The organism is Campylobacter ornithocola (assembly GCF_013201605.1).
In the GTDB taxonomy this organism is placed as follows: Bacteria; Campylobacterota; Campylobacteria; order Campylobacterales; family Campylobacteraceae; genus Campylobacter_D; species Campylobacter_D ornithocola.
Genome location: NZ_CP053848.1, coordinates 759,016 through 782,980 on the forward strand (window position 1 = coordinate 759,016; position 23,965 = coordinate 782,980).

General features: G+C 29.1%; 26 protein-coding genes. 14 read left to right on the forward strand and 12 right to left on the reverse strand.

Annotated features, from left to right (window positions below; genetic code table 11):
* Positions 1–2 precede the first annotated feature (2 nt).
* Positions 3–530 (forward strand): molybdopterin adenylyltransferase, encoded by a 528-nt coding sequence (mog, locus tag CORN_RS03990; RefSeq protein ID WP_066007878.1) that lies wholly within the window; start codon positions 3–5, stop codon positions 528–530.
* Between the two features lie 12 nt (positions 531–542).
* Here the strand turns inward: mog and CORN_RS03995 are convergent, their stop codons facing one another.
* Genes CORN_RS03995 through CORN_RS04040 form a run of 10 tightly spaced genes read right to left on the reverse strand, consistent with a single transcriptional unit; the run spans position 543 to position 8,247 of the window.
* Positions 543–917: a rhodanese-like domain-containing protein gene (locus tag CORN_RS03995; protein ID WP_066007880.1), complete on the reverse strand. Its 375-nt coding sequence runs from the start codon at positions 915–917 to the stop codon at positions 543–545.
* 2 nt (positions 918–919) lie between these two features.
* Entirely contained in the window at positions 920–1,255 is a 336-nt protein-coding gene (locus CORN_RS04000; protein WP_066007882.1) for a rhodanese-like domain-containing protein, read from the reverse strand.
* The gene (htpG, locus tag CORN_RS04005; RefSeq protein WP_066007884.1) at positions 1,252–3,081 is read right to left on the reverse strand and encodes a molecular chaperone HtpG; all 1,830 of its coding nucleotides are present in this window, start codon (positions 3,079–3,081) and stop codon (positions 1,252–1,254) included. The genes CORN_RS04000 and htpG overlap by 4 nt, the downstream gene beginning before the upstream one ends.
* An 11-nt stretch (positions 3,082–3,092) precedes the next feature.
* On the reverse strand, positions 3,093–3,461 hold the full coding sequence (gene crcB / locus CORN_RS04010; RefSeq protein WP_066007886.1) for a fluoride efflux transporter CrcB: 369 nt from the start codon (positions 3,459–3,461) through the stop codon (positions 3,093–3,095).
* Positions 3,458–4,147 (reverse strand): lysophospholipid acyltransferase family protein, encoded by a 690-nt coding sequence (locus CORN_RS04015; RefSeq protein ID WP_066007887.1) that lies wholly within the window; start codon positions 4,145–4,147, stop codon positions 3,458–3,460. The genes crcB and CORN_RS04015 overlap by 4 nt, the downstream gene beginning before the upstream one ends.
* Positions 4,125–5,330 (reverse strand): SH3 domain-containing protein, encoded by a 1,206-nt coding sequence (locus tag CORN_RS04020; RefSeq protein WP_094750300.1) that lies wholly within the window; start codon positions 5,328–5,330, stop codon positions 4,125–4,127. Before CORN_RS04020 ends, CORN_RS04015 begins: the two co-directional genes overlap by 23 nt.
* Positions 5,324–5,974: a phosphoribosylformylglycinamidine synthase subunit PurQ gene (purQ, locus tag CORN_RS04025; RefSeq protein ID WP_066007888.1), complete on the reverse strand. Its 651-nt coding sequence runs from the start codon at positions 5,972–5,974 to the stop codon at positions 5,324–5,326. The genes CORN_RS04020 and purQ overlap by 7 nt, the downstream gene beginning before the upstream one ends.
* The gene (purS, locus tag CORN_RS04030; RefSeq protein ID WP_066007889.1) at positions 5,971–6,207 is read right to left on the reverse strand and encodes a phosphoribosylformylglycinamidine synthase subunit PurS; all 237 of its coding nucleotides are present in this window, start codon (positions 6,205–6,207) and stop codon (positions 5,971–5,973) included. The genes purQ and purS overlap by 4 nt, the downstream gene beginning before the upstream one ends.
* An 8-nt stretch (positions 6,208–6,215) precedes the next feature.
* Positions 6,216–6,929, reverse strand: a complete 714-nt coding sequence (purC, locus tag CORN_RS04035) for a phosphoribosylaminoimidazolesuccinocarboxamide synthase (RefSeq protein WP_066007890.1) — start codon at positions 6,927–6,929, stop codon at positions 6,216–6,218.
* A gap of 1 nt (position 6,930) precedes the next feature.
* Positions 6,931–8,247, reverse strand: a complete 1,317-nt coding sequence (locus tag CORN_RS04040) for a S41 family peptidase (protein ID WP_066007891.1) — start codon at positions 8,245–8,247, stop codon at positions 6,931–6,933.
* Between the two features lie 205 nt (positions 8,248–8,452).
* Between CORN_RS04040 and CORN_RS04045 the strand changes: the two genes are divergently transcribed.
* The 5 genes from CORN_RS04045 to CORN_RS04065 all read left to right on the forward strand — a co-directional run bounded on the left by CORN_RS04045 (position 8,453) and on the right by CORN_RS04065 (position 15,282).
* Positions 8,453–11,026, forward strand: a complete 2,574-nt coding sequence (locus tag CORN_RS04045) for an ATP-dependent Clp protease ATP-binding subunit (RefSeq protein ID WP_066007893.1) — start codon at positions 8,453–8,455, stop codon at positions 11,024–11,026.
* Between the two features lie 160 nt (positions 11,027–11,186).
* Positions 11,187–12,326 (forward strand): hydrogenase small subunit, encoded by a 1,140-nt coding sequence (locus tag CORN_RS04050; protein WP_066007895.1) that lies wholly within the window; start codon positions 11,187–11,189, stop codon positions 12,324–12,326.
* 2 nt (positions 12,327–12,328) lie between these two features.
* Complete coding sequence (locus tag CORN_RS04055) at positions 12,329–14,044, forward strand: nickel-dependent hydrogenase large subunit (RefSeq protein WP_066007897.1); 1,716 nt, start codon at positions 12,329–12,331, stop codon at positions 14,042–14,044.
* A 15-nt stretch (positions 14,045–14,059) separates the two neighbouring features.
* The gene (gene cybH, locus CORN_RS04060) at positions 14,060–14,752 is read left to right on the forward strand and encodes a Ni/Fe-hydrogenase, b-type cytochrome subunit (protein ID WP_066007899.1); all 693 of its coding nucleotides are present in this window, start codon (positions 14,060–14,062) and stop codon (positions 14,750–14,752) included.
* Positions 14,749–15,282, forward strand: a complete 534-nt coding sequence (locus tag CORN_RS04065; protein ID WP_066007901.1) for a HyaD/HybD family hydrogenase maturation endopeptidase — start codon at positions 14,749–14,751, stop codon at positions 15,280–15,282. The genes cybH and CORN_RS04065 overlap by 4 nt, the downstream gene beginning before the upstream one ends.
* Positions 15,283–15,303: 21 nt before the next feature.
* Here CORN_RS04065 and CORN_RS04070 read toward each other — a convergent pair whose 3' ends face one another.
* Positions 15,304–15,726 carry a PepSY-like domain-containing protein gene (locus CORN_RS04070; protein ID WP_066007903.1) on the reverse strand — a complete coding sequence of 141 codons (423 nt, stop codon included), beginning with the start codon at positions 15,724–15,726 and terminating at the stop codon, positions 15,304–15,306.
* Positions 15,727–15,857: 131 nt separating this feature from the next.
* On the opposite strand from CORN_RS04070, the gene gltX reads away from it, so the two are divergent.
* From gltX to CORN_RS04085, 3 genes are read left to right on the forward strand one after another with little or no spacing between them, the layout of a single operon-like run.
* Positions 15,858–17,153 (forward strand): glutamate--tRNA ligase, encoded by a 1,296-nt coding sequence (gene gltX / locus CORN_RS04075; RefSeq protein WP_066007905.1) that lies wholly within the window; start codon positions 15,858–15,860, stop codon positions 17,151–17,153.
* Between the two features lies 1 nt (position 17,154).
* Positions 17,155–17,442, forward strand: a complete 288-nt coding sequence (locus tag CORN_RS04080) for a YggT family protein (RefSeq protein ID WP_012661430.1) — start codon at positions 17,155–17,157, stop codon at positions 17,440–17,442.
* Entirely contained in the window at positions 17,443–19,080 is a 1,638-nt protein-coding gene (locus CORN_RS04085; RefSeq protein WP_094750301.1) for a lytic transglycosylase domain-containing protein, read from the forward strand. It abuts the gene before it with no gap.
* Here CORN_RS04085 and CORN_RS04090 read toward each other — a convergent pair.
* Positions 18,968–19,462: a hypothetical protein gene (locus tag CORN_RS04090; RefSeq protein WP_141071497.1), complete on the reverse strand. Its 495-nt coding sequence runs from the start codon at positions 19,460–19,462 to the stop codon at positions 18,968–18,970. The genes CORN_RS04085 and CORN_RS04090 overlap by 113 nt on opposite strands.
* An 84-nt stretch (positions 19,463–19,546) precedes the next feature.
* Between CORN_RS04090 and mobB the strand changes: the two genes are divergently transcribed.
* The 5 genes from mobB to CORN_RS04115 are packed head-to-tail and all read left to right on the forward strand — an operon-like array spanning position 19,547 to position 23,921.
* A complete protein-coding gene (gene mobB, locus CORN_RS04095) occupies positions 19,547–20,026 on the forward strand; it encodes a molybdopterin-guanine dinucleotide biosynthesis protein B (RefSeq protein ID WP_066007907.1) in 480 nt (159 codons plus the stop codon).
* 9 nt (positions 20,027–20,035) lie between these two features.
* Positions 20,036–20,884 carry a class 1 fructose-bisphosphatase gene (locus tag CORN_RS04100; protein WP_066007909.1) on the forward strand — a complete coding sequence of 283 codons (849 nt, stop codon included), beginning with the start codon at positions 20,036–20,038 and terminating at the stop codon, positions 20,882–20,884.
* The gene (locus CORN_RS04105; protein ID WP_066007911.1) at positions 20,884–21,078 is read left to right on the forward strand and encodes a hypothetical protein; all 195 of its coding nucleotides are present in this window, start codon (positions 20,884–20,886) and stop codon (positions 21,076–21,078) included. The genes CORN_RS04100 and CORN_RS04105 overlap by 1 nt, the downstream gene beginning before the upstream one ends.
* 14 nt (positions 21,079–21,092) lie before the next feature.
* Positions 21,093–22,979 (forward strand): methionine--tRNA ligase, encoded by a 1,887-nt coding sequence (metG, locus tag CORN_RS04110; RefSeq protein ID WP_066007913.1) that lies wholly within the window; start codon positions 21,093–21,095, stop codon positions 22,977–22,979.
* Positions 22,980–23,921, forward strand: a complete 942-nt coding sequence (locus CORN_RS04115; RefSeq protein ID WP_066007917.1) for a hypothetical protein — start codon at positions 22,980–22,982, stop codon at positions 23,919–23,921.
* The last annotated feature ends 44 nt before the right edge of the window (positions 23,922–23,965 follow it).

A 23,965-nucleotide genomic window follows, 5' to 3' on the forward strand; every position in this document is an offset into this window, starting at 1 on the left:
AAATGATAAAAATAGGAATTTTAGTACTTTCAGATAGAGCAAGCAGTGGAGTTTATGAAGATAAATCTGGTGTTGAGATAGAAAAAATTTTAGATTCTTATATAAAAAATGAAAAAAGTTTTTATTATGAATTGATTCCTGATGAGTATGATTTAATTATAGAAAAATTATCTTACTTAGTAGATGAAGTAAAATGTGATTTGATTTTTACAACAGGAGGTACAGGACCTGCTTTACGCGATGTAACACCAGAGGCAACGCAAGCAGTATGCGATAAAATGCTTCCAGGTTTTGGGGAGTTAATGCGTGCTAAAAGTTTAGAATATGTACCAACAGCCATACTCTCAAGACAAAGTGCAGGCATAAAAGGAAAATCACTAATTATCAATTTACCGGGTAATCCAAAAGCTATAAGAGAGTGCATTGAGCCTATATTTCCTGCTATTCCTTATTGTATAGATTTAATAGGTGGGGCTTATATTGAAAACAATGAAGAGGTAATTTCTGTATTTAGACCAAAGAAAAAGTAAGTCTAATTAGACTTACTTTGTGGTTTTATAGCCTTGTGATAAAAGTGCATTCATACCACCTTTTAAATTAGTAACTTCTATACCATTTTGATCTAGCAAAGTAGAAGCTTTGGTGCTTCTTGAGCCACTTCTGCAAACTATAGCAAGAGGTTTTTTACTTGAAATTTTTTTAACTTCTTCGACGAAATTTTCATTCAAGCTACCATCTTCATTATAAAAGCTAATTTTTATAGCATTTTTTATTGTGCCAGTTTGGGCCCATTCACTAGGTTTTCTAACATCTATTATTTGGTAATTTTCTAAAATATCAGCATTGATATCAACATTTATCACTTCTGATAAAGCAAAGTTAGCACAAAGTGCTAAAGATAAAAATAATTTTTTCATAATTAGTTCTCCTTTTTTATAGTTTCATAACCTTGTGATAAAAGTGCTACCATGCCACCATCTAAATTAGTACATTCTATACCTAGTGCATCTTCCACCATCATAGCAGTATGTTTACTTCTTGAGCCTGTAGCACATACAAAAGCTATATTTTTATTTTGATAATCTACTTTTTCTTTAAACTCTTGAATAAAGTTTTCATTCATAAAGCCATTATCATCACAAAGTGCAATGAGTAAAGCTTCTTTTATAACCCCGTTTCTCCATTCGCTCGGGGTTCTTACATCTATAATGCAAAACTCGTGTAAAATATCTTTAGAAATAGCTATATTTTTCATTTTTCTAAAGCCTTGGAGACGATTTTACTTAAAGCGCTGTTAAACTCGTTAGGATTATCTATGCCCATTCCTTCGCTGAGTTTAGCCATATTTAAAAGAATATGTGCCATTTCATTAGCTAAAGTATCATTTTCTTTTAAGGCTTTTAAAATTTCATGATTAGGATTGATTTCAAGTATAGGTTTAACTTGTTGTTCTTGACCCATTTGTTTAAGAATTTGTTGCATAGCAAAATCAGGTTTGTTTTGATCATAAACAATACAACTTGGACTATTTGAAAGTCTTTGGCTAAGTTTTACCTCTTCAACTTCGTCTTTTAAAACTTCTTTTATTTTGATGAGTAAGCTTGCAAATTCAGCCTTTTGTTCTTCACTGGTTTCTTCGCTAGTTAGATGATTAATAGCACTAAATTTTAAGCCTTCAAATTCATTCATCATAGGCATAACTATGGTATCAATTTCCTCATCAAGCAATAAAATATTGATATTTTTTTGTTTATAACTTTCAAGAAGTGGAGAATTTCTTAAAAGTTTTTCATTTTTTCCACTAATATAAAAAATTTCATTTTGCCCTTCAGCTAGGTTTTGTTTGTATTCTTCAAGGTCGATTAATTCTTCTTTATTTGAGTTTTTAAAATATAAAAGCTTAGCAATAGTATCTTTGTTTTCACCAAAACCATACAAGCCTTCTTTTAAAACTTTCCCAAAATTTTCATGGAATTTAAGATAATTTTCTTTATCTTTTTCTTTGAATTTTTTAAGCTCAGCTAGGATTTTTTTAACACTTGCTTCTTGAACGCTTTTTAAAATTTTATTTTCTTGTAAAATTTCACGACTTACATTAAGTGGTAAATCTTCTACATCGATAATACCGCGCACAAATCTTAAATAAGTTGGTAATAATTCTTTATCGTCATCACTAATAAATACACGTTTTACATAAAGTTTCAAACCACTTTTATAATCTACTCTATATAGGTCAAATGGAGCTTGTGCAGGTATAAAAAATAAAGAATTATACTCTATAGAACCTTCAGCTTTTGTATGGATATAAAGCATAGGTTTATTTGAATCATGGAAATTTTGCTCATAAAATCTCTCATAATCTTGTTCTTTTAAACTTGCTTTATTTTGTCTCCACAAGGCACTTGCTGTATTAATTTGAGTATTTTTTAATTCTTTTTTAGGCTCTTTCTCACCTTCTTCTAATGGTAAATATTCTTCTTTTTCCATGAAAATAGGAAATTGTATGTGATTTGAGTATTTTTCTACTATACTTTCAATACGGTATGAATTTAAAAACTCTTCATCTTTTAAATGTAAAGTTATACAAGTGCCTTGCTCATCTTTGTTTGCATTTTCTATCTCATAACCACTTGCATCAGAAGTCCAAAGATACGCTTTATCATCTAAGGCCTTTTTACTTAAAACTTCTATTTTAGAAGCCACCATAAAAGCAGAGTAAAAGCCTACGCCAAATTGTCCTATAAGTTGAGAATCTTTTTTAGCATCTCCGCTTAAGTTTTCTAAAAAGCTTTTTGTGCCACTTTTGGCAATAGTTCCAAGATGATTGATTAAATCTTCTTTATTCATACCTATACCATTATCACTTATGGTCAAGGTTTTTGTTTCTTGGTTGAAATTGATTTGAATTTTTGGCTCAAATTTTAAATTTTTATAAGCATCATCACTTACGCTTAAATAGCTAAGTTTATCAAGAGCATCACTTGCATTAGAAATAAGCTCTCTTAAAAAAATTTCTTTGTTTGAATACAACGAATGAATCATAAGTTGTAAAAGTTGATTAACTTCAGTTTGAAATTGCATTTATATCTCCTTTATTTAAAAATTAAAAAACCAATCCATACTGCCAAAAGACAAAGGATAACATTCAAAATAATATTTAGAAAAAAGTGAAAATAATTACCACTTTGTAAAAATAGCAAATTTTCATAAGAAAAAGTTGAAAATGTTGTAAAAGCACCTAAAAAACCCGTGCTAATTAAACTTTTGGTTAAAATATGCACACCTTTGGAATTTGCGTAAGAGAAAAATAAACCCATTAAAAATGAGCCTATGATATTAACAAGTAAAGTACCATAGGGAAAATCATGCGGAATGATTTTATTGAAAAAACCACTTGTAAGCATTCTAGTTACTGCCCCTAAAAAACCTCCAAAACCTACAGCTAAAATCATGCTAATCAAGCTTGAGACCTTTCACTATCTAAGATTGCTTGCATTTTTTCTCTAGTTTGTTCAAGCCAATCATCTTTACTTGTATCAACAAGATCAAGAAACACCACTTTTAAAACACCACTATTTGCACTAAAGTTTTGTGTATCTAAAATTTTAGCTGAATCAACAATTACCACAGGTTGAACTTTTAAATTAAGTTTTTCACTTAAAATTTTAGCTCCGACTTTAAATTTTAAAAGTTTCTGAGTTTTAGATCTTGTACCTTCTGGAAAAATAGCCAATATTCTATCTTCTTTTAATCTTTCTTTAGCTTCTTTTAAAAGCTTTACTAAGCCTTTTGGACTTCTATCTATACATATAATTTTAGGTTTTTTAATCAAAGTTTTAAAAATAGGGAGTTCGCCTAATTCTTTTTTGGCTATCCAAGATATATTCTTTGGACATAAATCTTCTAAAACAACTATATCTAACAAGCTTTGATGATTGATTAAGAGCAAATTTGTTTGAGGGTGTATAGAACCTTGAGTTTGAATTTTATAATTTATTACATATTTTTGTAGCTTAGACCATGCTTTTCTGATTTTCCAAATTTTTTCTTGTGATTTTAATATTAAAAAAGCAATACATAAAAATATAATAGATAAAATAAATTCTATCCAAAACACCAAAGCTTTAAATTTTTGATAAATCTTCACCTTTTACCCAGCCTATTTTTCCATTATTAAATAAAATTTTTCTATATTCATCTCTTGAATCTAGCACTTCTACTTCTTGTTTGTATTTTCCAGAATAAAAATGAGTTGAGTTTAAAGTCGGTAAAATTTGCACCTTACTTTCAGCCTTTAACACTGCTTTGTATATACTATTTTGTGCTAAAAAGCTTGCTATTAGAGCTAAAATTGCTAAACCTAAGGCTACATAGCTTTTTTTAAATATAAACAACAAGGCAAAAATACCACATAAACTCCACAAAAATACTTGTTTATAAAAGTTAAAATCATTAGTTTTTGGATTTAAATCACTTTGTGTGCTTATACTATCTTCTTTAAGTTCTATTTTTAAAGAAAAGTTTTTTAACTCCTTAGAATTAGAGTTAAAATAAGAAAAATCAAAGTGTGTTTTACTTTTATCTAATATAGCATAATAAAATCCACTTTGTTTTTCAAAATCACCTTTAATAGCTTCTACACCTTGTTTTTGAATGTCTTTTATATTAAAACTTGCTAAGTTTGTATTTTCGCCTACAAGCTCTATAAATAAAATCATGTTATCATTATCAAAACGACTTGCTTTAATTTGTTTGACTTCTAAATTACTAGCGACTATGTGTGAATATTTATTAGATGGGGCATCGATTTTTTTAAGTTTGATTGGTTTTATGATTAGTGATGAACTTTGAAAAATACGATCATTTCTGCTTAGTGATACGATGATTTTATCTAAATTAGCATTTAAGCTTTTAGCTTCAAACCATAATTTTGTATGATACGAATTTGCTTTTTGTTCCCAAATAGGATTAGGATTAATCCAAAGCATATCATCATTTTTTTCAAAACTCACATTTAAATCAAAACTCACATTGGTTGTAGTGATAACTTCAAGATCTATAGTAAAAGCTTCATCTATATAAATCTCATCTGTGTATTCTTTTGTATTTAGTACCAAAGAACCTTGAGGAATAAAATTTTCATCATTGATTTTGCTTTCATAATTACCCTCATCACTTGGAGCAATGGTTTGATAAATTTGTTTTGCTTGATCATCTAATAAATTATAATTTTTTTCTAAAGTATTATAATCTTCAAAAACACTATTTTCTTGAGCATATAAGCTAAAAGTTAGTAAAAAAATACAAAAAACTTTGAAAGTTTTTAACAATTTAAAAATCCTTCAAACATTTTGAGTCCTATTTTTGAGCCAAGTATATTATCACACATTCTTTCAGGATGTGGCATAAGTCCAAAAATCTTTTTATTTTCATCACAAATTCCGGCTATGTCATTTAAAGAGCCATTTGGATTGTCGATATATCTTAATAAGATCATATCTTTATCTTCTAACATTTTAATACCATCTTCACTATTAAAATAATTTCCTTCTCCATGAGCAATAGGTAGTTCTATAACATCATTTTTTTGGAAATTTTTTAAAAAAACATTATTATTTGAAACTACTTTTAATGGCTGCATTTTGGAAATAAAACTTAAGCTATTATTGTGCTTCATAGCTCCTTTTAAAAGTCCAAGTTCTAATAAAATCTGAAAACCATTACATATACCCAGAACATATCCGCCTTTTTGCACATGTTCCTTGAGTGTTTTCATAGCAGGAGCAAGTTTTGCAATAGCTGCACATCTTAAATAATCTCCATAGGAAAACCCTCCTGGCAGAACAATTAAATCTGCATTAAAATCTTGTCTTTCATGCCAAATAATTTCAGCTTTTACGCCTAATTTTTCAAATGCATAAGCTGTGTCAAATTCACAATTAGTTCCAGGAAAACGAATAATAGCTACCTTCATAATATTATCTCATAATCTTCTATAACAATATTTGCAAGCAATTCTTTGCACATTAAATCAACTTGTTTTAAAGCCTCTTCTTTGTCTTTGCAAGCTATATCAAAACTAATTTGCTTTGAGGTTTTAACATTTGCTATGTTGTTAAAATCTAAAGAATGCAAAGCCTTTTCTATGGCTTTGCCCTGAGGATCTAAAACCCCATTTTTTAGTGTGATATTTACAGTTACTTTCATTATTTTTCCTAGCTTAAAATTCTTTTTAAAACTTCTTCATAGGCCATTTTTACATTACCTAGATCTTGTCTAAAACGATCTTTATCTAATTTTTCATTGGTTTTGCTATCCCAAAATCTACAACTATCAGGACTAATTTCATCAGCTAAGATCATGTTTCCTTCACTATCAATGCCAAATTCCAATTTAAAATCGATCAATCTTAAGCCTTTGGATTCAAAAAATTTAACTAAGATAGAATTAATATGTCTTGCAGTGTTTTTGATTAATTCTAAATCTTTTTCACTTTTTACTAGATTTAAAATCAAACAATGCTCATCATTAATAATAGGATCGCCCAATTCATCGTTTTTATAGCAAAACTCGACTATTGCAAAAGGTAAAATTGTGCCTTCTTTGATGCCTAATCTTTTTGTTAAAGAACCAGTAGCTACATTTCTAGTAATAACTTCAATAGGAATGATATTACACTTTTTAACAATCTGCTCTTTATCGTTAATAGTTTCTACTAAATGAGTTTTAATACCTTCTTTTTCTAAAAGATGAAAAATTTCAGTACTAATTTTACAATTTAGTGCACCTTTTCCTGCTTCATTACCTTTTTTTTCTGCATTAAAAGCAGTTAGATCATCTTTAAATTCTGTGATGAGTAAATTCTCATCATCAGTTTTAAACATTTTTTTGCCTTTTCCTTCGTATAAAAGATCTAATTTTGTTGCCATTTTACTCTCCTTTTGTAATGTTTAAAATTTTGATTGCATCTATCGCAGTTTTTAGCTGTATATCATTATCAATTTGTTCTTTAGTAATAATATTTTTATCTTCTTTATTATCTTTTTTATTTTCTTGATGTCCTATTTTATCTAGTTCAGCTTGTAAGTGTTTTTTTAAATCGCTTTCTTTGATTTCAAAACCATGATTTTCTTCTTTACTTACTTTTCCTGGGAATACTTCTATATCAGGACTAACACCAACAGCTTGTATGGTTCTACCACTTGGTAAATAATATTTTGCTATAGTAAGTCTTAAGCCTTCTTTGCCTTTTTCATCCATAGGTAGTATAAGTTGTACACTGCCCTTTCCAAAGGTTTTTTCTCCTATGATAATAGCACGTTTGAAATCTTGTAAAGCTCCACTTACAATCTCACTTGCACTAGCACTACCACCATTTACAAGTACTACTAAAGGTGCATTAGTAATTTTTTTGCTAGGATTTGCTTTAAATTCCACATTTTCACTTTCTATTTTTCCTTTTTGCGAAACGATTACGCCTTTATCTACAAAAAGATTTACTAATCCAACAGCTTGATTTAAAATACCACCAGGATTAGTTCTAAGGTCTAGTATAATTCCTTTTACATTAGAATGTTTTTTAATTGCTTTGCTAGCCTCATCTACAACATTTTTATCAAAATTTGTTACTCTTAAATAAAGTAAATTTTCATTTTCGATTAATTTTGTATAAACACTATCTACTTTTATAATATCTCTTTTTAAATTTACATCAAATGGCTTAGTATTACCTTTTCTATAAATAGTTAAAGTGACTTTTGTCTTTGGTTCTCCACGCATTTTAGAAACAGCTTCATTTAAAGTCATACCTAAGGTTGATTCATTATTAATTCTTAAAATAATATCATCAGTTTTAATACCTGCTTTATCTGCTGGACTTCCTTCTATTGGAGCTACTACACTAATTGCTCCATCTTTTTGCGTAATAGTAAAGCCAAGTCCACCAAATTCTCCATTAGTTTGTTCTTTAAGTTCTTTATAACCCTTCTCATCTAAAAAAGAAGAATGAGCATCTAAATTTGTTAGTAAACCTGCTATGGACTTATCAACTAAATCTGTATAATTAACATCATCAACATAGTATTGTTCTATGATAGACATGGTTCTTGTGAGTTTAGATAGAGCTTCTATTTTTTTTTCTGCTTCACTAGGGGCTGGATTTTTAGCTTGTAAATTAGTAAAAATAAAAGAAGCAGTTACTAAGCTACAAATGCTAGCTGCGATAATAAGATTTCTTTTTGTCTTCAAAGGAAAAACTCCAAAATAAATATGAATTCATAAAATAATTATCTAATTTTAGTTATTTTTGCTTAAAAAATCGTAAATAAAGTAAATATTTTATGGTATTAGTGTGTATATATAAGAAAATATTTATAAATATAACTAAATAAACTTGACAATAATAGACTAAAGTTATATAATATTATCAATATAAAATAAAAAGGAGATAAAAATGGCAAATATTCAAGATTTTTTAACAGATTCTATGCTTGTGAATATAGAAAGTGCAATTTCTTTAGCTATTCATTCTAAGAATAATGAAATAAAGCCTCTGCATTTATTATGGGCTTTAAGTGTTGATAGTTCAAGTTTGCTAAATCAAGTTTTTAATAAATTAAATGTTTCTAAAGAGGCATTTGAGCTAGAAGTTAAAAGTAAAATTTCATCTTTTCCTACTAGCTCAAATGTAAATAAAGACAATATCAAATTTTCAAATGAATTTATAAATTCTTTAGAAAAGGCAAGAGGTTTAGCTTTAGAAAATAAGGATAATTATTTAGCTGTAGATGTGTGGCTTATTTCAGAAAGTGCTAATGATCCCATAAAAGGTATTTTATCTAAATTTGTAGACTTAAACGAGTTTAAAAAAGAATTAGAATTCATTAGAGCTGGAGCTAAAATTGAAACCAAAACAAGCGATGAAACGCTTGATTCTTTGTCTAAATTTGGTATTGATTTGACTATGAAAGCTAAAAACAATGAACTTGATCCTGTCATAGGCAGGGAAGAAGAAATTCAAAGATTAATGCAAATTTTAATCAGAAAAACTAAAAATAATCCTATTTTATTAGGCGAGCCAGGGGTAGGAAAAACTGCTGTAGTAGAAGCCTTAGCACAAAGGATAGTAAAAAAAGATGTTCCCACTTCTTTACAAAATAAAAAAGTTATAGCTTTAGATATGAGTGCTTTAATAGCTGGAGCTAAATATAGAGGTGAATTTGAAGATAGATTGAAAGCTGTTGTTAATGAAGTAATAAAACATAAAAATATAATTTTATTTATCGATGAAATTCATACTATAGTAGGAGCAGGTGCAAACGAAGGAAGTATGGATGCGGCAAATATCTTAAAACCTGCTTTAGCTAGGGGTGAGCTTCATACAATAGGTGCTACAACTTTAAAAGAATATAGAAAATACTTTGAAAAAGATGCAGCTTTACAAAGAAGATTTCAACCTGTAAATGTAGCTGAACCTAGTGTAAATGAAGCTTTAGCAATGCTTAGAGGTATAAAAGAAAAATTAGAAATTCATCATAATGTAACTATTAACGATAGTGCATTGGTGGCAGCTGCAAAGCTATCTAAGCGTTATATAGCTAATAGATTTTTACCTGATAAAGCAATTGATTTAATTGATGAGGCTGCAGCAGAATTAAAAATGCAAATAGAAAGTGAGCCAAATTCTTTAAGAAAGGTTAGAAAACAAATTGAAAGCTTAGAAGTAGAAAATGAAGCTTTAAAAATGGAAGAAAATGAAACTAATGAAAAAAGATTAGAAGAGATTAAAAAAGAATTAGCAAATTTAAAAGAAGAGCAAATCAAACTTAATGCTAAATTTGAAAATGAAAAAGCAGTATTTAATGGCATAAGTGCAAAGAAAAAAGAAATCGATACTTTAAAAAATGAAGCCATTTTGGCTAAAAATAAAGGAGATTTTCAAAAAGCTGCTGAAATAGAATATGGTAAAATTTTAGAGTGTGAAAAAGAAGTTTCAAATTTAGAAGAAAAATGGAAACAAATGACACTAGAAGGAGTTTTGCTTAAAAACCAAGTAGATGAGGATTTGGTGGCTGGAATTTTAAGTAAATGGACGGGAATTAGTGTGCAAAAAATGCTCACTTCTGAAAAACAAAAATATTTACACATTCAAGAGCATTTACAAGAAAGTGTTATAGGACAAGATGAGGCTTTGAGTGCTTTAGCTAAAGCTATTAAGCGTAATAAAGCAGGGCTTAATCAAGCAGGTAAGCCTATAGGAAGCTTTTTGTTTTTAGGGCCAACTGGAGTAGGTAAAACAGAAAGTGCTAAAGCTTTGGCTAAATTTTTATTTGATGATGAAAAAGCTATGGTGCGTTTTGATATGAGCGAATTTATGGAAAAACACAGCGTGTCAAGGCTTTTAGGAGCACCTCCAGGATATATAGGACATGAAGAGGGTGGAGAGTTAACTGAAGCTGTTAGAAGAAAGCCTTATAGTGTGATTTTGTTTGATGAAGTAGAAAAAGCACATAAAGATGTATTTAATATACTTTTGGGAATTTTAGATGATGGTAGAGCTACAGATAGTAAAGGTGTAACGGTTGATTTTACTAACACTATTATTATTTTAACTTCTAACATTGGTGCAAACTTTATTATGGAATTAAGTGGTGAAGAAAGAGAAAAAGCTATTAAAGAAGCTCTTAGAAGCTTTTTTAAACCTGAATTTTTGAATCGTTTAGATGATATCATAACTTTTAATCCTTTAGGGGAGAGTGAAGCTGAAAAAATAGTTAAATTGCTTTTTAACACTTTGCAAAAAAGCCTTGAAAATAGAGGTATTAAAGCTATGTTAAGTGATAGTGCCGCTGGTTTAATTGCAAAAGTTGGTTTTGATGTAGATTTTGGTGCAAGACCATTAAAAAGGGCCTTGTATGACATGGTAGAAGATAAATTAAGCGATATGATATTATCAGATGAATTAAATGAAAATGATGAGATTGTTATAGATTCTAAAAATGATGAAATTGTCATTATTAAACAATAAGCAAGTTTTAATACTTGCTTATTTTAGAGTAAAATTCTCTTATTAACATTAAATTGTAAATACTTCGTATATTTGTTTAAAAATTTATTGTTTTTTATCTATTCTTAACAATAAATGTTTTAAAATCTTTAATGATATTTCTATATTTAAGGAACAACAAATGAGTGATTTAGATATTTTTAATCGCCGTTTAGACGCATTAGAAAAACTTCCTCTTTTGAAAAACGAGATTTCTATTTCTAAAGCCTTAGAGCAATCAGGTTTTTCAAGAAGAGATTTTATGAAATGGGCTAGTGCAATGACTGCATTTTTAGCATTGCCTGCTAGCTTTACTCCAGTAGTTGCAAGAGCTGCTGAATTGAGTGATAGGCTTCCGGTGATTTGGCTTCATATGGCTGAATGTACAGGATGTTCTGAGAGTTTATTAAGAACCGATGCTCCTACTATTGATAGTTTGATTTTTGATCATATTTCTTTGGAGTATCACGAAACTATAATGAATGCTGCGGGTTGGCAAGCTGAGCATAATCTTGAAGCTGCTATGGAAAAATACAAAGGTAGATATATTTTAATGGTAGAAGGTGGTATACCAACAGGTAATACAGAACACTTTTTAACCATAGGACCACATGGAAAAACAGGTAAGCAAATAGCACAGCAAGCTTGTGATAATGCTTTGGCTATTTTTGCTATAGGAACCTGTTCAGCTTTTGGTGGTATACAAGCTGCAAGACCTAATCCAAGTAATTCAGTAGGTTTAAGTAAAGTTACTAATAAAACAGTTATTAATGTACCAGGTTGTCCTCCGAGTGAAAAAAATATTATAGGTAATGTGATTCACTATATACTTTATCAAACACTACCAGCACTTGATGCTTATAATAGACCAAAATGGGCTTATGCGTTAAGAATTCATGATCTTTGCGAAAGAAGAGGACGTTTTGATGCAGGTGAGTTTGTACAACAATTTGGTGATGAGGGAGCAAAAAAAGGATATTGTCTTTATAAGGTAGGTTGTAAAGGACCTTATACTTTCAATAACTGCTCAAAAGAAAGATTTAATCAACATACTTCATGGCCAGTACAAGCTGGACATGGTTGTATAGGTTGTTCTGAGCCTGATTTTTGGGATACTATGGGACCTTTTGAAGAAGTTATGGCAGGGAGATTGTTTGATACGGTTTATGGTTTAGGTGCAGATAACATTTCGGATAAAATTGGTATAGGTGTGCTTTGTGTAACAGGTGTTGCTGTTGCTGCGCATGCTGTGATTGCTTCATTAGAAAAGAATAAGGATTAAGAATGTCAAAAAGAATTATTATAGATCCACTTACTAGAATAGAAGGGCACTTAAGAGTTGAAGTGGTGGTTGATGAAAATAATATAATCAAAGAAGCATATTCAGGATCAACTCTATGGAGAGGTTTAGAAACAATAGTTAAAGGACGTGATCCAAGGGATGCTGGTTTTTTAACTCAAAGAATCTGTGGTGTTTGTACTTTTTCACATTATAGAGCAGGAATTATTGCAGTAGAAAATGCCTTAGGTATTACTCCACCATTAAATGCGGTTTTAACTAGAACTTTAATGAATGCAGCTTTATATATGCATGATCATCCTGTGCATTTTTATCAACTTCATGGGCTTGATTTTGTTGATGTTGTAAGTGCTTTAAGTGCTGATGTTAAAAAAGCAAGTGATGAGGCATTTAAATATACTGATATACCATATGCAACAGGTGCTGATAAGCTTTTAGAAGTACAACAAAGACTTAAAACTTTTGTTGATAAAGGAAATCTTGGGCCATTTGCTAATGCATATTATGGACATGCAACTTATCGTTTCACTCCTGAGCAAAATCTAATCGCACTTTCGCATTATTTAGAGTGCTTAAGAATTCAAAGAACAATAGCTCAAGCTATGGCTATTTTTGGTGCGAAAAATCCTCACCCTCAAAGCTTAACTGTTGGTGGTGTAACTTGTGTTATGGATCTTTTAGACCCTTCAAGAATGGCTGAATATATGACTAAATTCCAAGAAGTAGCTGATTTTATTAATCGTGCTTATTATCCTGATTTAATCATGGCTGCAAAAGCTTATTCTAAAGAAGCGAGTGTTTTAAATGATGTAGGTGTAAATAATTTCTACACTGAAAGAGAGTTTCAAGTTTCAAGTGATGAGTGGTTGTTTGAAAGTGGTATCATTAGAAATGGTGATTTAAGTAAAGTTGAAGAAGTAGATGAAGCTAAAATCACTGAAGAAGCCACAAGGGCTTGGTATGCAGATAATGAAGCATTACATCCTTATGATGGCAAAACTAATCCAAACTATACAGGTTTAATTGATGGTGAAAGTATTGATGATAAAGGCAATATGGTTCATAGCAAAGTATTTGATACTAAAGGTAAATATAGTTGGATTAAAGCTCCAAGATACGAAAACCTACCAATGCAAGTTGGACCACTAGCAAATATCTTAGTTAATTATGCTAAGGGTAATAAAATCGTAGTAGAAGCGGTTGACTCATTCTTAAAAGCTACAAATTTACCAGTTAAAGCACTTATGAGTACTTTAGGAAGAACAGGTGCTAGAGCCATAGAAGCAAAAATTATTGCTGATCATGGATTAAAAGCTTTTAATTCTTTAGTTGAAAATTTAAAAACAGATGAAAGTACTTGTGCTACTTATGTGATTGATAAAAATAAAGAGTATAAAGGTAGATTTATAGGAAGTGCACCTCGTGGAGCATTAAGTCATTGGTGTAGAATTAAAAATGGTGTAATTGAAAATTGGCAAGCAGTAGTACCTTCTACTTGGAATGCAAGTCCAAAAGATGCAAATGGAGTAGGTGGTAGCTATGAGCAATGTCTTATCGGTATGAAACTAGCTGATGTTAAACAACCTTTAGAAGTAATAAGAGCGATTCATTCTTATGATCCTTGTATAGCTTGTGCTGTGCATGTAATGGATACTAAGGGTAATAATCTTAGCGAGTATAAAGTTAATGTAAATTTATAAGGAAAGGACTTTAGTATGGACTCTAAACATTCCTTAAAATCAAACAGAAAGGCTGAATACGAATTTAGTATTGGCCTTCGTTTTACACATTGGTTAAGAGCAGTTGCAATTGTGATTTTAGTAGGGACTGGGTATTACATATCTTATGTATTTCAAGCTCCTTCTATTTCATCGGAGCCAACTTTATTTATGCAGGCAAAATACCGCATGGTGCACCAAATCTTTGGTTTTATCATGATAGCTTGTGTGCTTTTTAAAACATATTTGTTCTTTTTTGATCCAAAAAGTGCTAATGAAAGAAGAAGCGTAAAAGATATTTTTAATGTAAAGTTATGGATAGAACAAATCAAATTTTACATTTTTTTAGGAAAACATCCTCATTTACAAGGTGTGTATAATCCTTTACAATTTGCAACTTACTTTTTCTTTTATCTTGTTATGTTTGGGCTTATCTTAACAGGTTTGATTCTTTATATGCATGTATATCATGAGGGTTTAGGTGGATTTTTATATAATATCTTAAGACCTATTGAAGTAATGCTAGGCGGATTGGCCGATGTTAGAACCTATCATAGAATTTTAATGTGGATTGTATTGATTTTTGTTCCAGTGCATATTTATATGGCTGTGTTTAACTCTGTTAAAGGTAAAGATGGTGCTTTAGATGCTATCTTTAGTGGCTATAAATTTGTAAGAGAAAATCATTGAAACTTTTAATCTTAGGTATTGGTAATATTATGTTTGCAGATGAGGGCTTAGGCGTTCATCTTTGCAAACTTTTAGAAAAAAATTATAAGTTTTATCATGAAAAAGACTCAGTGAATTTTGTAGATGGTGGAACTCTAGCTTTGCAACTTAGCTATATTATAGCTGAATATGATGAAATGGTTGTGATTGATTGTATAGCAGCAGATGACGGGCGAGTTGGAGATATATTTTTCTTTCCCTATGATGCAATGCCAAAAAAAGTTAATTGGAGTGGTAGTGCACATGAAGTTGAAATGCTTCAAACTTTACAATATATGGAGCTTATGGGAGATTTACCTAAAACTCAAATTTTAGCTTGTGTGCCAAAACGCATAGAACCATTGAGTTTTGAACTTTCAAAAGAAGTCTTGAATGCTTTGGAAAAAATGGAGAAAATTTTACTTGATTTTTTAGAGAAAAAAGGCTTTACTTATGAGAGAGTTGCTAATTATAATATACAAGAGCTTGCTCTAAATTCTTATAAAAGCTAAGCAAAAAGCTTAGCTTAATTTTTAATCATCAAATTTCTGTCCTAAAAAATTTCCATTTATATCAGTGTAAATTTCCATCATATTGTTAAGTTTAAATTTATAACCTTGGATTTCTTTTTCTACTTTAATTATACTTGCATTCGGGTGCATTTTTTTAATTGTTGCTAAAACATTTGGACTTAAAAAAGAAGTATCAATTGGTCTGTATTTTGCATCAATTTCTTTCCAATCTCCATTGATAAAAAACTCAAGTTCAGTTCCATTGTCTAAATAAACATCAAAACTATCAATATCTTGTTTAACTAAAGCAATGTTTGAACCTGTAAAGTGTTTTTGTATAAAATTTTTAGAATTTACTGGTAAAGCATTTACACCTACAACCATATCTTTTGCAAAAATACAACTTGCTACTGCCAATGCCATTAAAGCTATTTTTAATTTCATTTTTTATCCTTTGTGTTAAATTGTTTGTGAAATCATATTAGTATTAAGTGAATTTTGTGTGAACTTTATTTTTTTAAAAAAAAGCAAGTATTTAATTGTATAATGATAAAAAAGTTTTAAAGGATAAAAAAATGTATAGGTTTGCACCATCGCCTACTGGAGATATGCATATTGGAAATTTAAGAGCTGCTTTGTTTAATTATATCAAAGCAAAACAAGAAAATACAGATTTTATTTTGCGTATTGAAGATACAGATAATGCTAGGAATATAGCTGGAAAAGAAGAGGAAATAAAAACTATTTTAAAAGAATTTGGTATAACTTGGCAACATTATTATGTGCAAAGTGAGAATTTAAAATTTCATCGCCAAATGGCTTTAAAGCTAGTAGGTGAAAAAAAAGCTTTTGCTTGTTTTTGTACCGAGGATGAATTAGCTCTTAAAAAAGAACTAGCTAAGTCTAAAAATCAAGCCTATAGATATGATGGAACCTGTGAAAAACTCACAGATATTGATGTGCTAAATTGTGAAAAACCTTTCGTGATACGCCTTAAAAAACCTCATTCACAAATGAAATTCATTGATTATATTAAAGGAGAGATTAGCTTTAATCCTGAAGATATTGATAGTTTTGTGATTATGAGAGCTGATAAGACTCCAACTTATAATTTTGCTTGTGCAGTTGATGATATGTTAGAAGGTGTTACTTGCATTATAAGGGGTGAAGATCATGTTTCTAATACTCCCAAACAAGAGCATATTAGAACAAGTTTGGGTTATGATAAAAGTATGACTTATGCTCATTTGCCTATTATTTTAAATGAAGATGGTGTTAAAATGAGTAAAAGAGAGGCTCATTCTAGTGTTAAGTGGATGTTAGATAATGGCTATTTAGCAAGTGCTATAGCAAATTATTTAATACTTTTGGGCAATAAAACTCCAAAAGAAATTTTTACTTTAGAAGAAGCTATAGAATGGTTTGATTTGAAAAAAGTTTCAAAATCTCCTGCAAGATTTGACACTAAGCGTTTAATGCAAATTAATCGTGAGCATATTAAAATGCTTGATAACGATAAGTTAAATACTTTATTAAATTTAGATAAAGATGTAGCTGAACTTGCAAAATTTTATACCCAAGAAGCTAGCACATTAAATGAGATAAGAGAAAAAATACAAGCAATTTTTGCGGTTAAAAATTATAATGAATTTGACAATGAATGCAAATTGATTAAAGAAGTTTTAAAAGATTTAGATTTACCTCAAGAATACGATGAGTTTAAAAAGATTTTAATGGAAAAAACAAATTTAAAAGGTAAAAATTTCTTTATGCCTTTGCGCTTGGTGTTAACAGGGGTTACTCATGGACCTGAAATGAGTGAAATTTATACTTTAATCAAGTCTTTTATTAAAGAAATTATAAAGGAGTAAAATGGGAGTTGGAACAAGTTTGATTGTATCTTTGGTGCAAATTTTTTCTTTGGTTATTGAAATTTATGTTTGGATTATAATTATTGCTGCTTTGATTTCTTGGGTAAGACCTGATCCTTATAATCCTATAGTGCAAATTTTATACCGCTTAACTAATCCTGCTTATGCTTTTGTAAGAAGGTTTATTCCTACTACTATAGGGAGTATTGATTTAGCACCTTTGATTATTATTTTAGGGTTGAAATTTATTCAAATATTTTTGTCAAATTTAATTTTAGGAAGTTTATAAGTGTTGAAAAAAAGTATAGTATTGCTTTTAACTGGAGTGGTTTTTGCAAATAGTGCGATGTATTCTTATAAAGAATTAGAACAAAAACCAAATTCTCTGGCTAAGGATTATTATTTATATCGTTTGTTAGAAAAAAATGAATTTAAAAAAGAAGAAGTTGAAGGTTTAAAAGAACATATTTATCGTTATGCGGGACGTATTAAAAATGTTATTGAAGCGATCATTCCACCTTTGGGGTATAATAAAGAATATGAAGCTTGTTATAAATTTAACACACAAAATATCTTAGATGCTAATATAACTTGTCAGCTTATAAGATTAAACAGCTTAGCTTTTATACAAGATCTTAATACTTCAACGCGTAATGAGATGAAAAAAATTATCCCACAGGATAATCCAAATTTGATAAAACTTTTAGAAGCTTTTAATGCTAAAGATCCTTTAAGTTATGCAATTTTAAATTATGATAGTTTTAATTTTTATAAAATTTATGGCTTTTTAAAAGACAAAAAGGATTTTTTCTTGGAAAAAGATTTTGTAGATGGGTTAGCTAAAGAAGTAGAATTTACAAATTTTGTAAAAGAAATCATCATTAAGAAAAAAAGTCCATTAATAAGAAAATCTTTAGTTAATGTAGATGCAAATTTAACTTTTCAAGATAATGCTTTTTATTTGGGTGTAAATGCTATTTTAGAAAATGATGATAAAAAAGCATTAGAATTTTTCCAAGTAGCAAAAGATACTTTTAAAAGCAAGCCTTTGGTAGATAATGCAAATTTTTGGATATATTTAATAACGCAAGATAAAAAAATCCTTGATGAGCTTGCTCAGAGTAAGTCTCTAAATATTTATAGTCTTTATGCAAGAGAATTAAAAGGTTTACCTTTGCCTAAAATAGAAAATTTAAAACCAAAAAAGCAAAAAAATGATTTTGATATGAAAGATCCTTTTGCGTGGCAAAAACTTGCAAAAGAAATTGCAAAAAGCACTCCTAGTGAGCTAGAAAAACTTGCAAAAGATTTTTATACTAAAGAAAACATAGCCATCTATGCTTATATGAAAGAAAGAGCTGATGGTTTTAAAAAGCACTATTTCATTATGCCTTATTTTGAATATTTAAAAGATTATTCTACGCAAAGAAAAGCTATGATCTTAGCTTTAGCTAGACAAGAAAGTCGTTTTATACCAACAGCTATTTCAACCTCTTATGCTTTAGGTATTATGCAATTTATTCCATTTTTAGCTAATCACATAGGTAATAATGAACTACAAATTCCAAATTTTGATCAGGATATGCTTTTTGATCCAAAAATAGCTTATACTTTTGCAAATCATCACTTAGATTATTTAGAATCTAAACTTAATTCTCCAGTTTTTGTAGCATATGCTTACAATGGTGGTATAGGATTTACCACTAGAATGCTTAAAAGAGAAGATATGTTTAGAACGGGAAAATACGAACCATTTTTATCTATGGAGCTAGTTCCTTATGCAGAAAGTAGGGTGTATGCTAAAAAAGTTTTAGCTAATTATATTGTGTATTTGCATCTTCTGAACGATAATACACCGATTTCGAAATTTTTTGAAACTTTAACTCAAAACACTGATTTTCAAAACACAAATCAAGTCGCAAAATAGGTTTTTGCACTAATTCATCAAGAGTGATTTTATAATAACTTGCATAATCACTTTTGATGATATATTTAAATAACTCATCGGTTTGATTTAATGCCGTTAGAGTAGTTTTTTCTCCGTCTATGAGTATTGAAATTTGGTCTTGTTTGATATTGATATTTGGCAAAAAGCTAAGTATAAAAATTTCTTTTTGGCTTTTTTTATCTAATACTGGATTTAGATAGCTCAAAAGAGCTACCACTCTGTTATCTTTGTAATTAAAATTGATTTTTTGTGCATACATAAGAGTTTGGCTTTTTAAATTGATTTCACTTTGTTTTTGAGATTTATTAGAACACGCAGTAAAAATAAGTGTTAAAAAAACAATTATATAAAGTTTTTTCATATTTTATTCCTAATTTTTTCGTAATTATAAGCTTTTAACTTTTAAAAAGATATAATTTTGTTTATTTTTTGATTTAAGGAAATTATGAAAAGATTAGCAATGGCTTTTAGCGGACCTTCTAATTCAGGTAAAACTACTTTAATTACTCAAGTAGCAAAGTATTTTATGAAGCAAAATTATAAAGTATGTATTATAAAACATGATCCAAAAGATAAAGCAAGCTTTGATATAGCAAAAAAAGATAGTTTTAAATTTTTTCAAAGTGGGGCTGATGTAATGGTTTTAAGTCCTACAAGGACAACTTTATTTACACATTCTCCAAGCACTTTAGATGAAGCCATTTTTAAACTAGGGGAATTTGATTTTTTATTTATAGAGGGCTTAAAAACCTTAGATATGCCAAGGATTAGCGTTTTTTGTAAGGAAATAGATGAGAGTTATTTTGCTTATTCTAAGGCTATTGCAAGTTATGAAAAAATTAAAAATGAAAATTTAACTTGGTTTTGTTTAGATGATTTAGAAAGTATTTGTGATTTTATATTAAAAAATTCAAAAAAAGTATAGGGGTAAAATATGCAAGAATTAATTAACGATATACAAAAAGCAGTGATTGAAATTTCAAAAGAACTTAGATATTTAAAAGATTTTGATTATACTACTTCTCAAAACGCAACCGGAGATAATCAATTAAAACTTGATGTAAAAAGTGATGAGATCATTACTAGAATTTTAAAACAAAGCAAAGGTGTAAAAAGCTTGATTAGTGAAGAAAAGCAAGAACAATTATTAATCAATGAAAATGAAAAATATGTTGTTGCTTATGATCCATTAGATGGTTCTTCTTTGGTGGATGTTAATTTTGCTATAGGTTCTATTTTTGCTATTTATGAGCAAAAGGCTAGTGCAAAAAATTTAAAAGCAGCAGTTTATGCTATTTATGGTGTTCGTTTAGAGCTTATAGTATGTATAGACACTCCTAAGCTTTTTAGGTTAAATGAAAATGATGAATTTGCTTTTGTTAAGGATTTAAAATTAAACGAAAAAGGCAAATTAAATGCAAGTGGAGGTACGCAAAAAAATTGGTCAAATATCCATAGAGCTTTTATCAAAGCTTTATTTGATGAAGGATATCGCTTGAGGTATTCTGGTGCTATGGTGAGTGATTTGCACCAAATTTTACTCAAAGGCGGTGGGTTGTTTTCATACCCTGCAACCACTGATGCGCCAAATGGAAAATTAAGAGCTTATTTTGAGGTGTTTCCTTTTGCTTTTATTTTTGAAAAAGCAGGAGGGCTTTCTACTAATGGAAAAAATAATTCTTTACTTGATTTAGAATTTGAAAAAATTCATGCAAGCACACCATGTTTTTTGGGTTCCAAATATGAGATTGAAAAACTAAAACAAGCTTATAAAGGACTTTAATGTCTGAAGTTAAAGATGAATTTGAACTGGCTTTAGAAGTTAAAAAAAATGAACTTCAAGCTTGCCAAAACAAAAAAAACTTAAAATCTTGTTTACCTTGCTCTATGATTTTTGAGTGCACTTTGAGAAAAGAGTATATAGAAGCAGTTTATAAGAGTATGTCTAAAGGTAAAGAAGGTGGATTTGATTTTTAATTAAAGGTTGAAAGATGCGTTATATTACTACTCCGATATATTATGTAAATGATGTGGCACATATTGGTCATGCTTATACAACTATCATAGCAGATACCATAGCTAGATTTTATCGCTTGCAAGGAAAAAAAACATTTTTTTTAACAGGCACAGATGAACATGGTCAAAAAATAGAGCAAGCTGCTAGTGCTAGAAATTTTACCCCTAAAGAATATGCAGATGAAATTAGTTCTAAATTTAAAAAACTTTGGGATGAATTTGAAATTTCTTATGATTATTTTATTAGAACTACAGATGAAAATCACAAATTAAGTGTGCAAAAAGCATTTAAAAAAATGTTTGATAAGGGTGATATTTATAAAGGAACTTATGAAGGCTTTTATTGTGTTTCTTGTGAGAGTTATTTTACTCAAACTCAGCTTGTAAATGAGTGTAATTGTCCAGATTGTGGTAAAAAAACACAGCTTTTAAAAGAAGAAAGTTATTTTTTTAAACTTTCTAAATATCAAGATCAAATTCTTAAATGGTATAAAGAAAAAGAGCCGATTTTACCTAAAAATAAAGCTAATGAGTTAATTCACTTTGTAGAAGGTGGTTTAAAAGATCTTTCTATTACAAGAACAAGTTTTGAATGGGGTATAAAGCTTCCAAAAGAACTAAATGATGAAAAACATGTGGTGTATGTTTGGCTTGATGCTTTGATGAATTATGTTAGTGCTTTAGGCTATGGACTTGATGATAAAAATATGGATCTTTGGCCTGCTCATATTCATTTTGTAGGTAAAGATATCTTGCGTTTTCATGCAGTGTATTGGCCTGCGTTTTTGATGAGTTTAGAGCTCCCTTTGCCTAAATTTGTAGCAGCGCATGGTTGGTGGACTAAAGATGGTGAAAAAATGAGCAAATCTAAAGGCAATGTAGTAGCACCTAAAGAAGTAGCAGATACTTTTGGTTTAGAAGCTTTTAGATATTTTTTACTCAGAGAAGTTCCTTTTGGTAATGATGGGGATTTTTCACAAAAAGCATTAATCACTAGGATTAATGCAGAATTAAGCAATGAGCTTGGAAATTTATTAAATAGAATTATCGGTATGAGTGCTAAGTATTCTCAAAATATCATTGAATGTAAAGATGTGAATTTGTATTTTAATCAAGAATTAAATGAATGTAAAGAGTATTTGGATAACGCAATTAATGCTTTAGAAAACATCCAACCAAATCGTTATTTAGAAGAGCTTTTCAAGGCTTTATCTTTAGCAAATTTAAGTATTAGCAAATATGAGCCTTGGAATTTAATTAAAAATGATCAAATGCAAAAAGCTAATGCCTTAGTGGCTTTGTGTGCTAATATTTTAACAAAAGTTACTATTTTACTTTCAGTTGCTATGCCAAAAACAGCTTTAAAAATTGCCAAAGCTTTAAATTTTGAAATTTCAAATGAAAATTACCAAAAATTAATTTTAAATAATCAATTGTGCGATTTAAAATCAAGTGCATGTGAAGCTTTATTTCCAAAAGTTGAATTAACCCAAGAAAGCAAAAAAGAAGAAAAAGTAGAAGAAAAGACAAGTCTACCTCAAATTAAAATCGATGATTTTAAAAAAATCGAAATTAAAGTAGCATTAGTAAAAGATTGTCAAAATATAGAAGGAAGTGAAAAGCTTTTAAAATTTCAACTTGAACTAGAAAATGGCGAGCTAAGACAAGTGCTTTCAGGTATTGCTAAATTTTACAAAGCTAGCGAATTAATTGGCAAGCAAGTTTGTGTGATTACAAATCTAAAAAAAGCTAAAATTTTTGGCCATGAAAGTCAAGGTATGATTTTAAGTGCTGAAAAAGATGGAAAATTGGTTTTGATTAGCCCACAAAGCTTTATCGAAAATGGAGCTTTAATAGGCTAAATGAATATTTCTAATTTTATTGAGCTTATTAATGCTCAAGTTTTAAATTATGGAGCAACTTCTAGTGTTTATGATTTTGGTATTGATTTAAATAAAATCAAACAAGCTAGTGTTTTTTTTGCCAAAAATCAAGAGCAAGCTAACTATGCAGTGAAACTTGGTGTTTATGTTATAGTAAGCGAGGAAAAATTAAAACTTGAAGATAAGGAAGTGTTTTATCTTCAAGTTGATAACCTCGAGGAAGCTATTTTTAGGCTTTTTAGATTTTTTTGTGAAGAAAAATCTTATGAGTTTTTATATTGTAATAACATAGAGTTAAAATTTGCAAAGGCTTTTAATTTTAAAATTTTAAATTCTAATATTTTGTTAGATTTTGATCTTTTAAAAAATTCCAAAGAAAAGACTTTCTTTTGTTCTAGTGATGAGAATTTTATTTTAAAGTTGAAATCAAATTTTCACACCTTAAAGTCATGTGAATATGAAATTTTAGGTTATAAATCTTTATTTCAAACGAGCGTACTTTGTAAAAATTTATATTTTAAAGAATTAAAATTTGCATTCTTTTATGTTGATATTTTCACTAGTTTTATTGATTTTATCGAAGAACAAAAATTACCTTTTAGTTTTAACGATAAAAAATTAGAGCTTTTTAAAGCTTATTTTTTAAATTCTAAAAATGAAATTTGTGTTTTTGGTGGGAGTTCTAGGGTGATTTTACTTGTAGAAAATGAAGAAGATTTTGACTTTATAGTACAAAAACTTCAAAATACTAAAGACTTTAAGATTGCATTAAGAAATTCTTTGTTTTGCGATTTTTCTTACTCACATTTAAAAGAATTAAAAAAATTTACTGATTTCAAATATTGCCTTATTAAAGAAAATCAAGAAGATTTTGTAAGTTATTTTTTTCCTAAAAAAATCGAAAATAGTTTATTTGATTAAAAATATCCAAAAATAATTTTTATTAATAATAAAAAGCTATATTT

Bases quoted from the DNA above. Each gene is read 5' to 3' on its own strand.
- mog (WP_066007878.1), top strand. From the start codon at position 3: ATGATAAAAATAGGAATTTTAGTACTTTCAGATAGAGCAAGCAGTGGA.
- CORN_RS03995 (WP_066007880.1), bottom strand. From the start codon at position 917: ATGAAAAAATTATTTTTATCTTTAGCACTTTGTGCTAACTTTGCTTTA.
- CORN_RS04000 (WP_066007882.1), bottom strand. From the start codon at position 1,255: ATGAAAAATATAGCTATTTCTAAAGATATTTTACACGAGTTTTGCATT.
- htpG (WP_066007884.1), bottom strand. From the start codon at position 3,081: ATGCAATTTCAAACTGAAGTTAATCAACTTTTACAACTTATGATTCAT.
- purQ (WP_066007888.1), bottom strand. From the start codon at position 5,974: ATGAAGGTAGCTATTATTCGTTTTCCTGGAACTAATTGTGAATTTGAC.
- purS (WP_066007889.1), bottom strand. From the start codon at position 6,207: ATGAAAGTAACTGTAAATATCACACTAAAAAATGGGGTTTTAGATCCT.
- purC (WP_066007890.1), bottom strand. From the start codon at position 6,929: ATGGCAACAAAATTAGATCTTTTATACGAAGGAAAAGGCAAAAAAATG.
- CORN_RS04045 (WP_066007893.1), top strand. From the start codon at position 8,453: ATGGCAAATATTCAAGATTTTTTAACAGATTCTATGCTTGTGAATATA.
- CORN_RS04050 (WP_066007895.1), top strand. From the start codon at position 11,187: ATGAGTGATTTAGATATTTTTAATCGCCGTTTAGACGCATTAGAAAAA.
- CORN_RS04055 (WP_066007897.1), top strand. From the start codon at position 12,329: ATGTCAAAAAGAATTATTATAGATCCACTTACTAGAATAGAAGGGCAC.
- cybH (WP_066007899.1), top strand. From the start codon at position 14,060: ATGGACTCTAAACATTCCTTAAAATCAAACAGAAAGGCTGAATACGAA.
- CORN_RS04070 (WP_066007903.1), bottom strand. From the start codon at position 15,726: ATGAAATTAAAAATAGCTTTAATGGCATTGGCAGTAGCAAGTTGTATT.
- gltX (WP_066007905.1), top strand. From the start codon at position 15,858: ATGTATAGGTTTGCACCATCGCCTACTGGAGATATGCATATTGGAAAT.
- CORN_RS04080 (WP_012661430.1), top strand. From the start codon at position 17,155: ATGGGAGTTGGAACAAGTTTGATTGTATCTTTGGTGCAAATTTTTTCT.
- CORN_RS04090 (WP_141071497.1), bottom strand. From the start codon at position 19,462: ATGAAAAAACTTTATATAATTGTTTTTTTAACACTTATTTTTACTGCG.
- mobB (WP_066007907.1), top strand. From the start codon at position 19,547: ATGAAAAGATTAGCAATGGCTTTTAGCGGACCTTCTAATTCAGGTAAA.
- CORN_RS04100 (WP_066007909.1), top strand. From the start codon at position 20,036: ATGCAAGAATTAATTAACGATATACAAAAAGCAGTGATTGAAATTTCA.
- CORN_RS04105 (WP_066007911.1), top strand. From the start codon at position 20,884: ATGTCTGAAGTTAAAGATGAATTTGAACTGGCTTTAGAAGTTAAAAAA.
- metG (WP_066007913.1), top strand. From the start codon at position 21,093: ATGCGTTATATTACTACTCCGATATATTATGTAAATGATGTGGCACAT.
- CORN_RS04115 (WP_066007917.1), top strand. From the start codon at position 22,980: ATGAATATTTCTAATTTTATTGAGCTTATTAATGCTCAAGTTTTAAAT.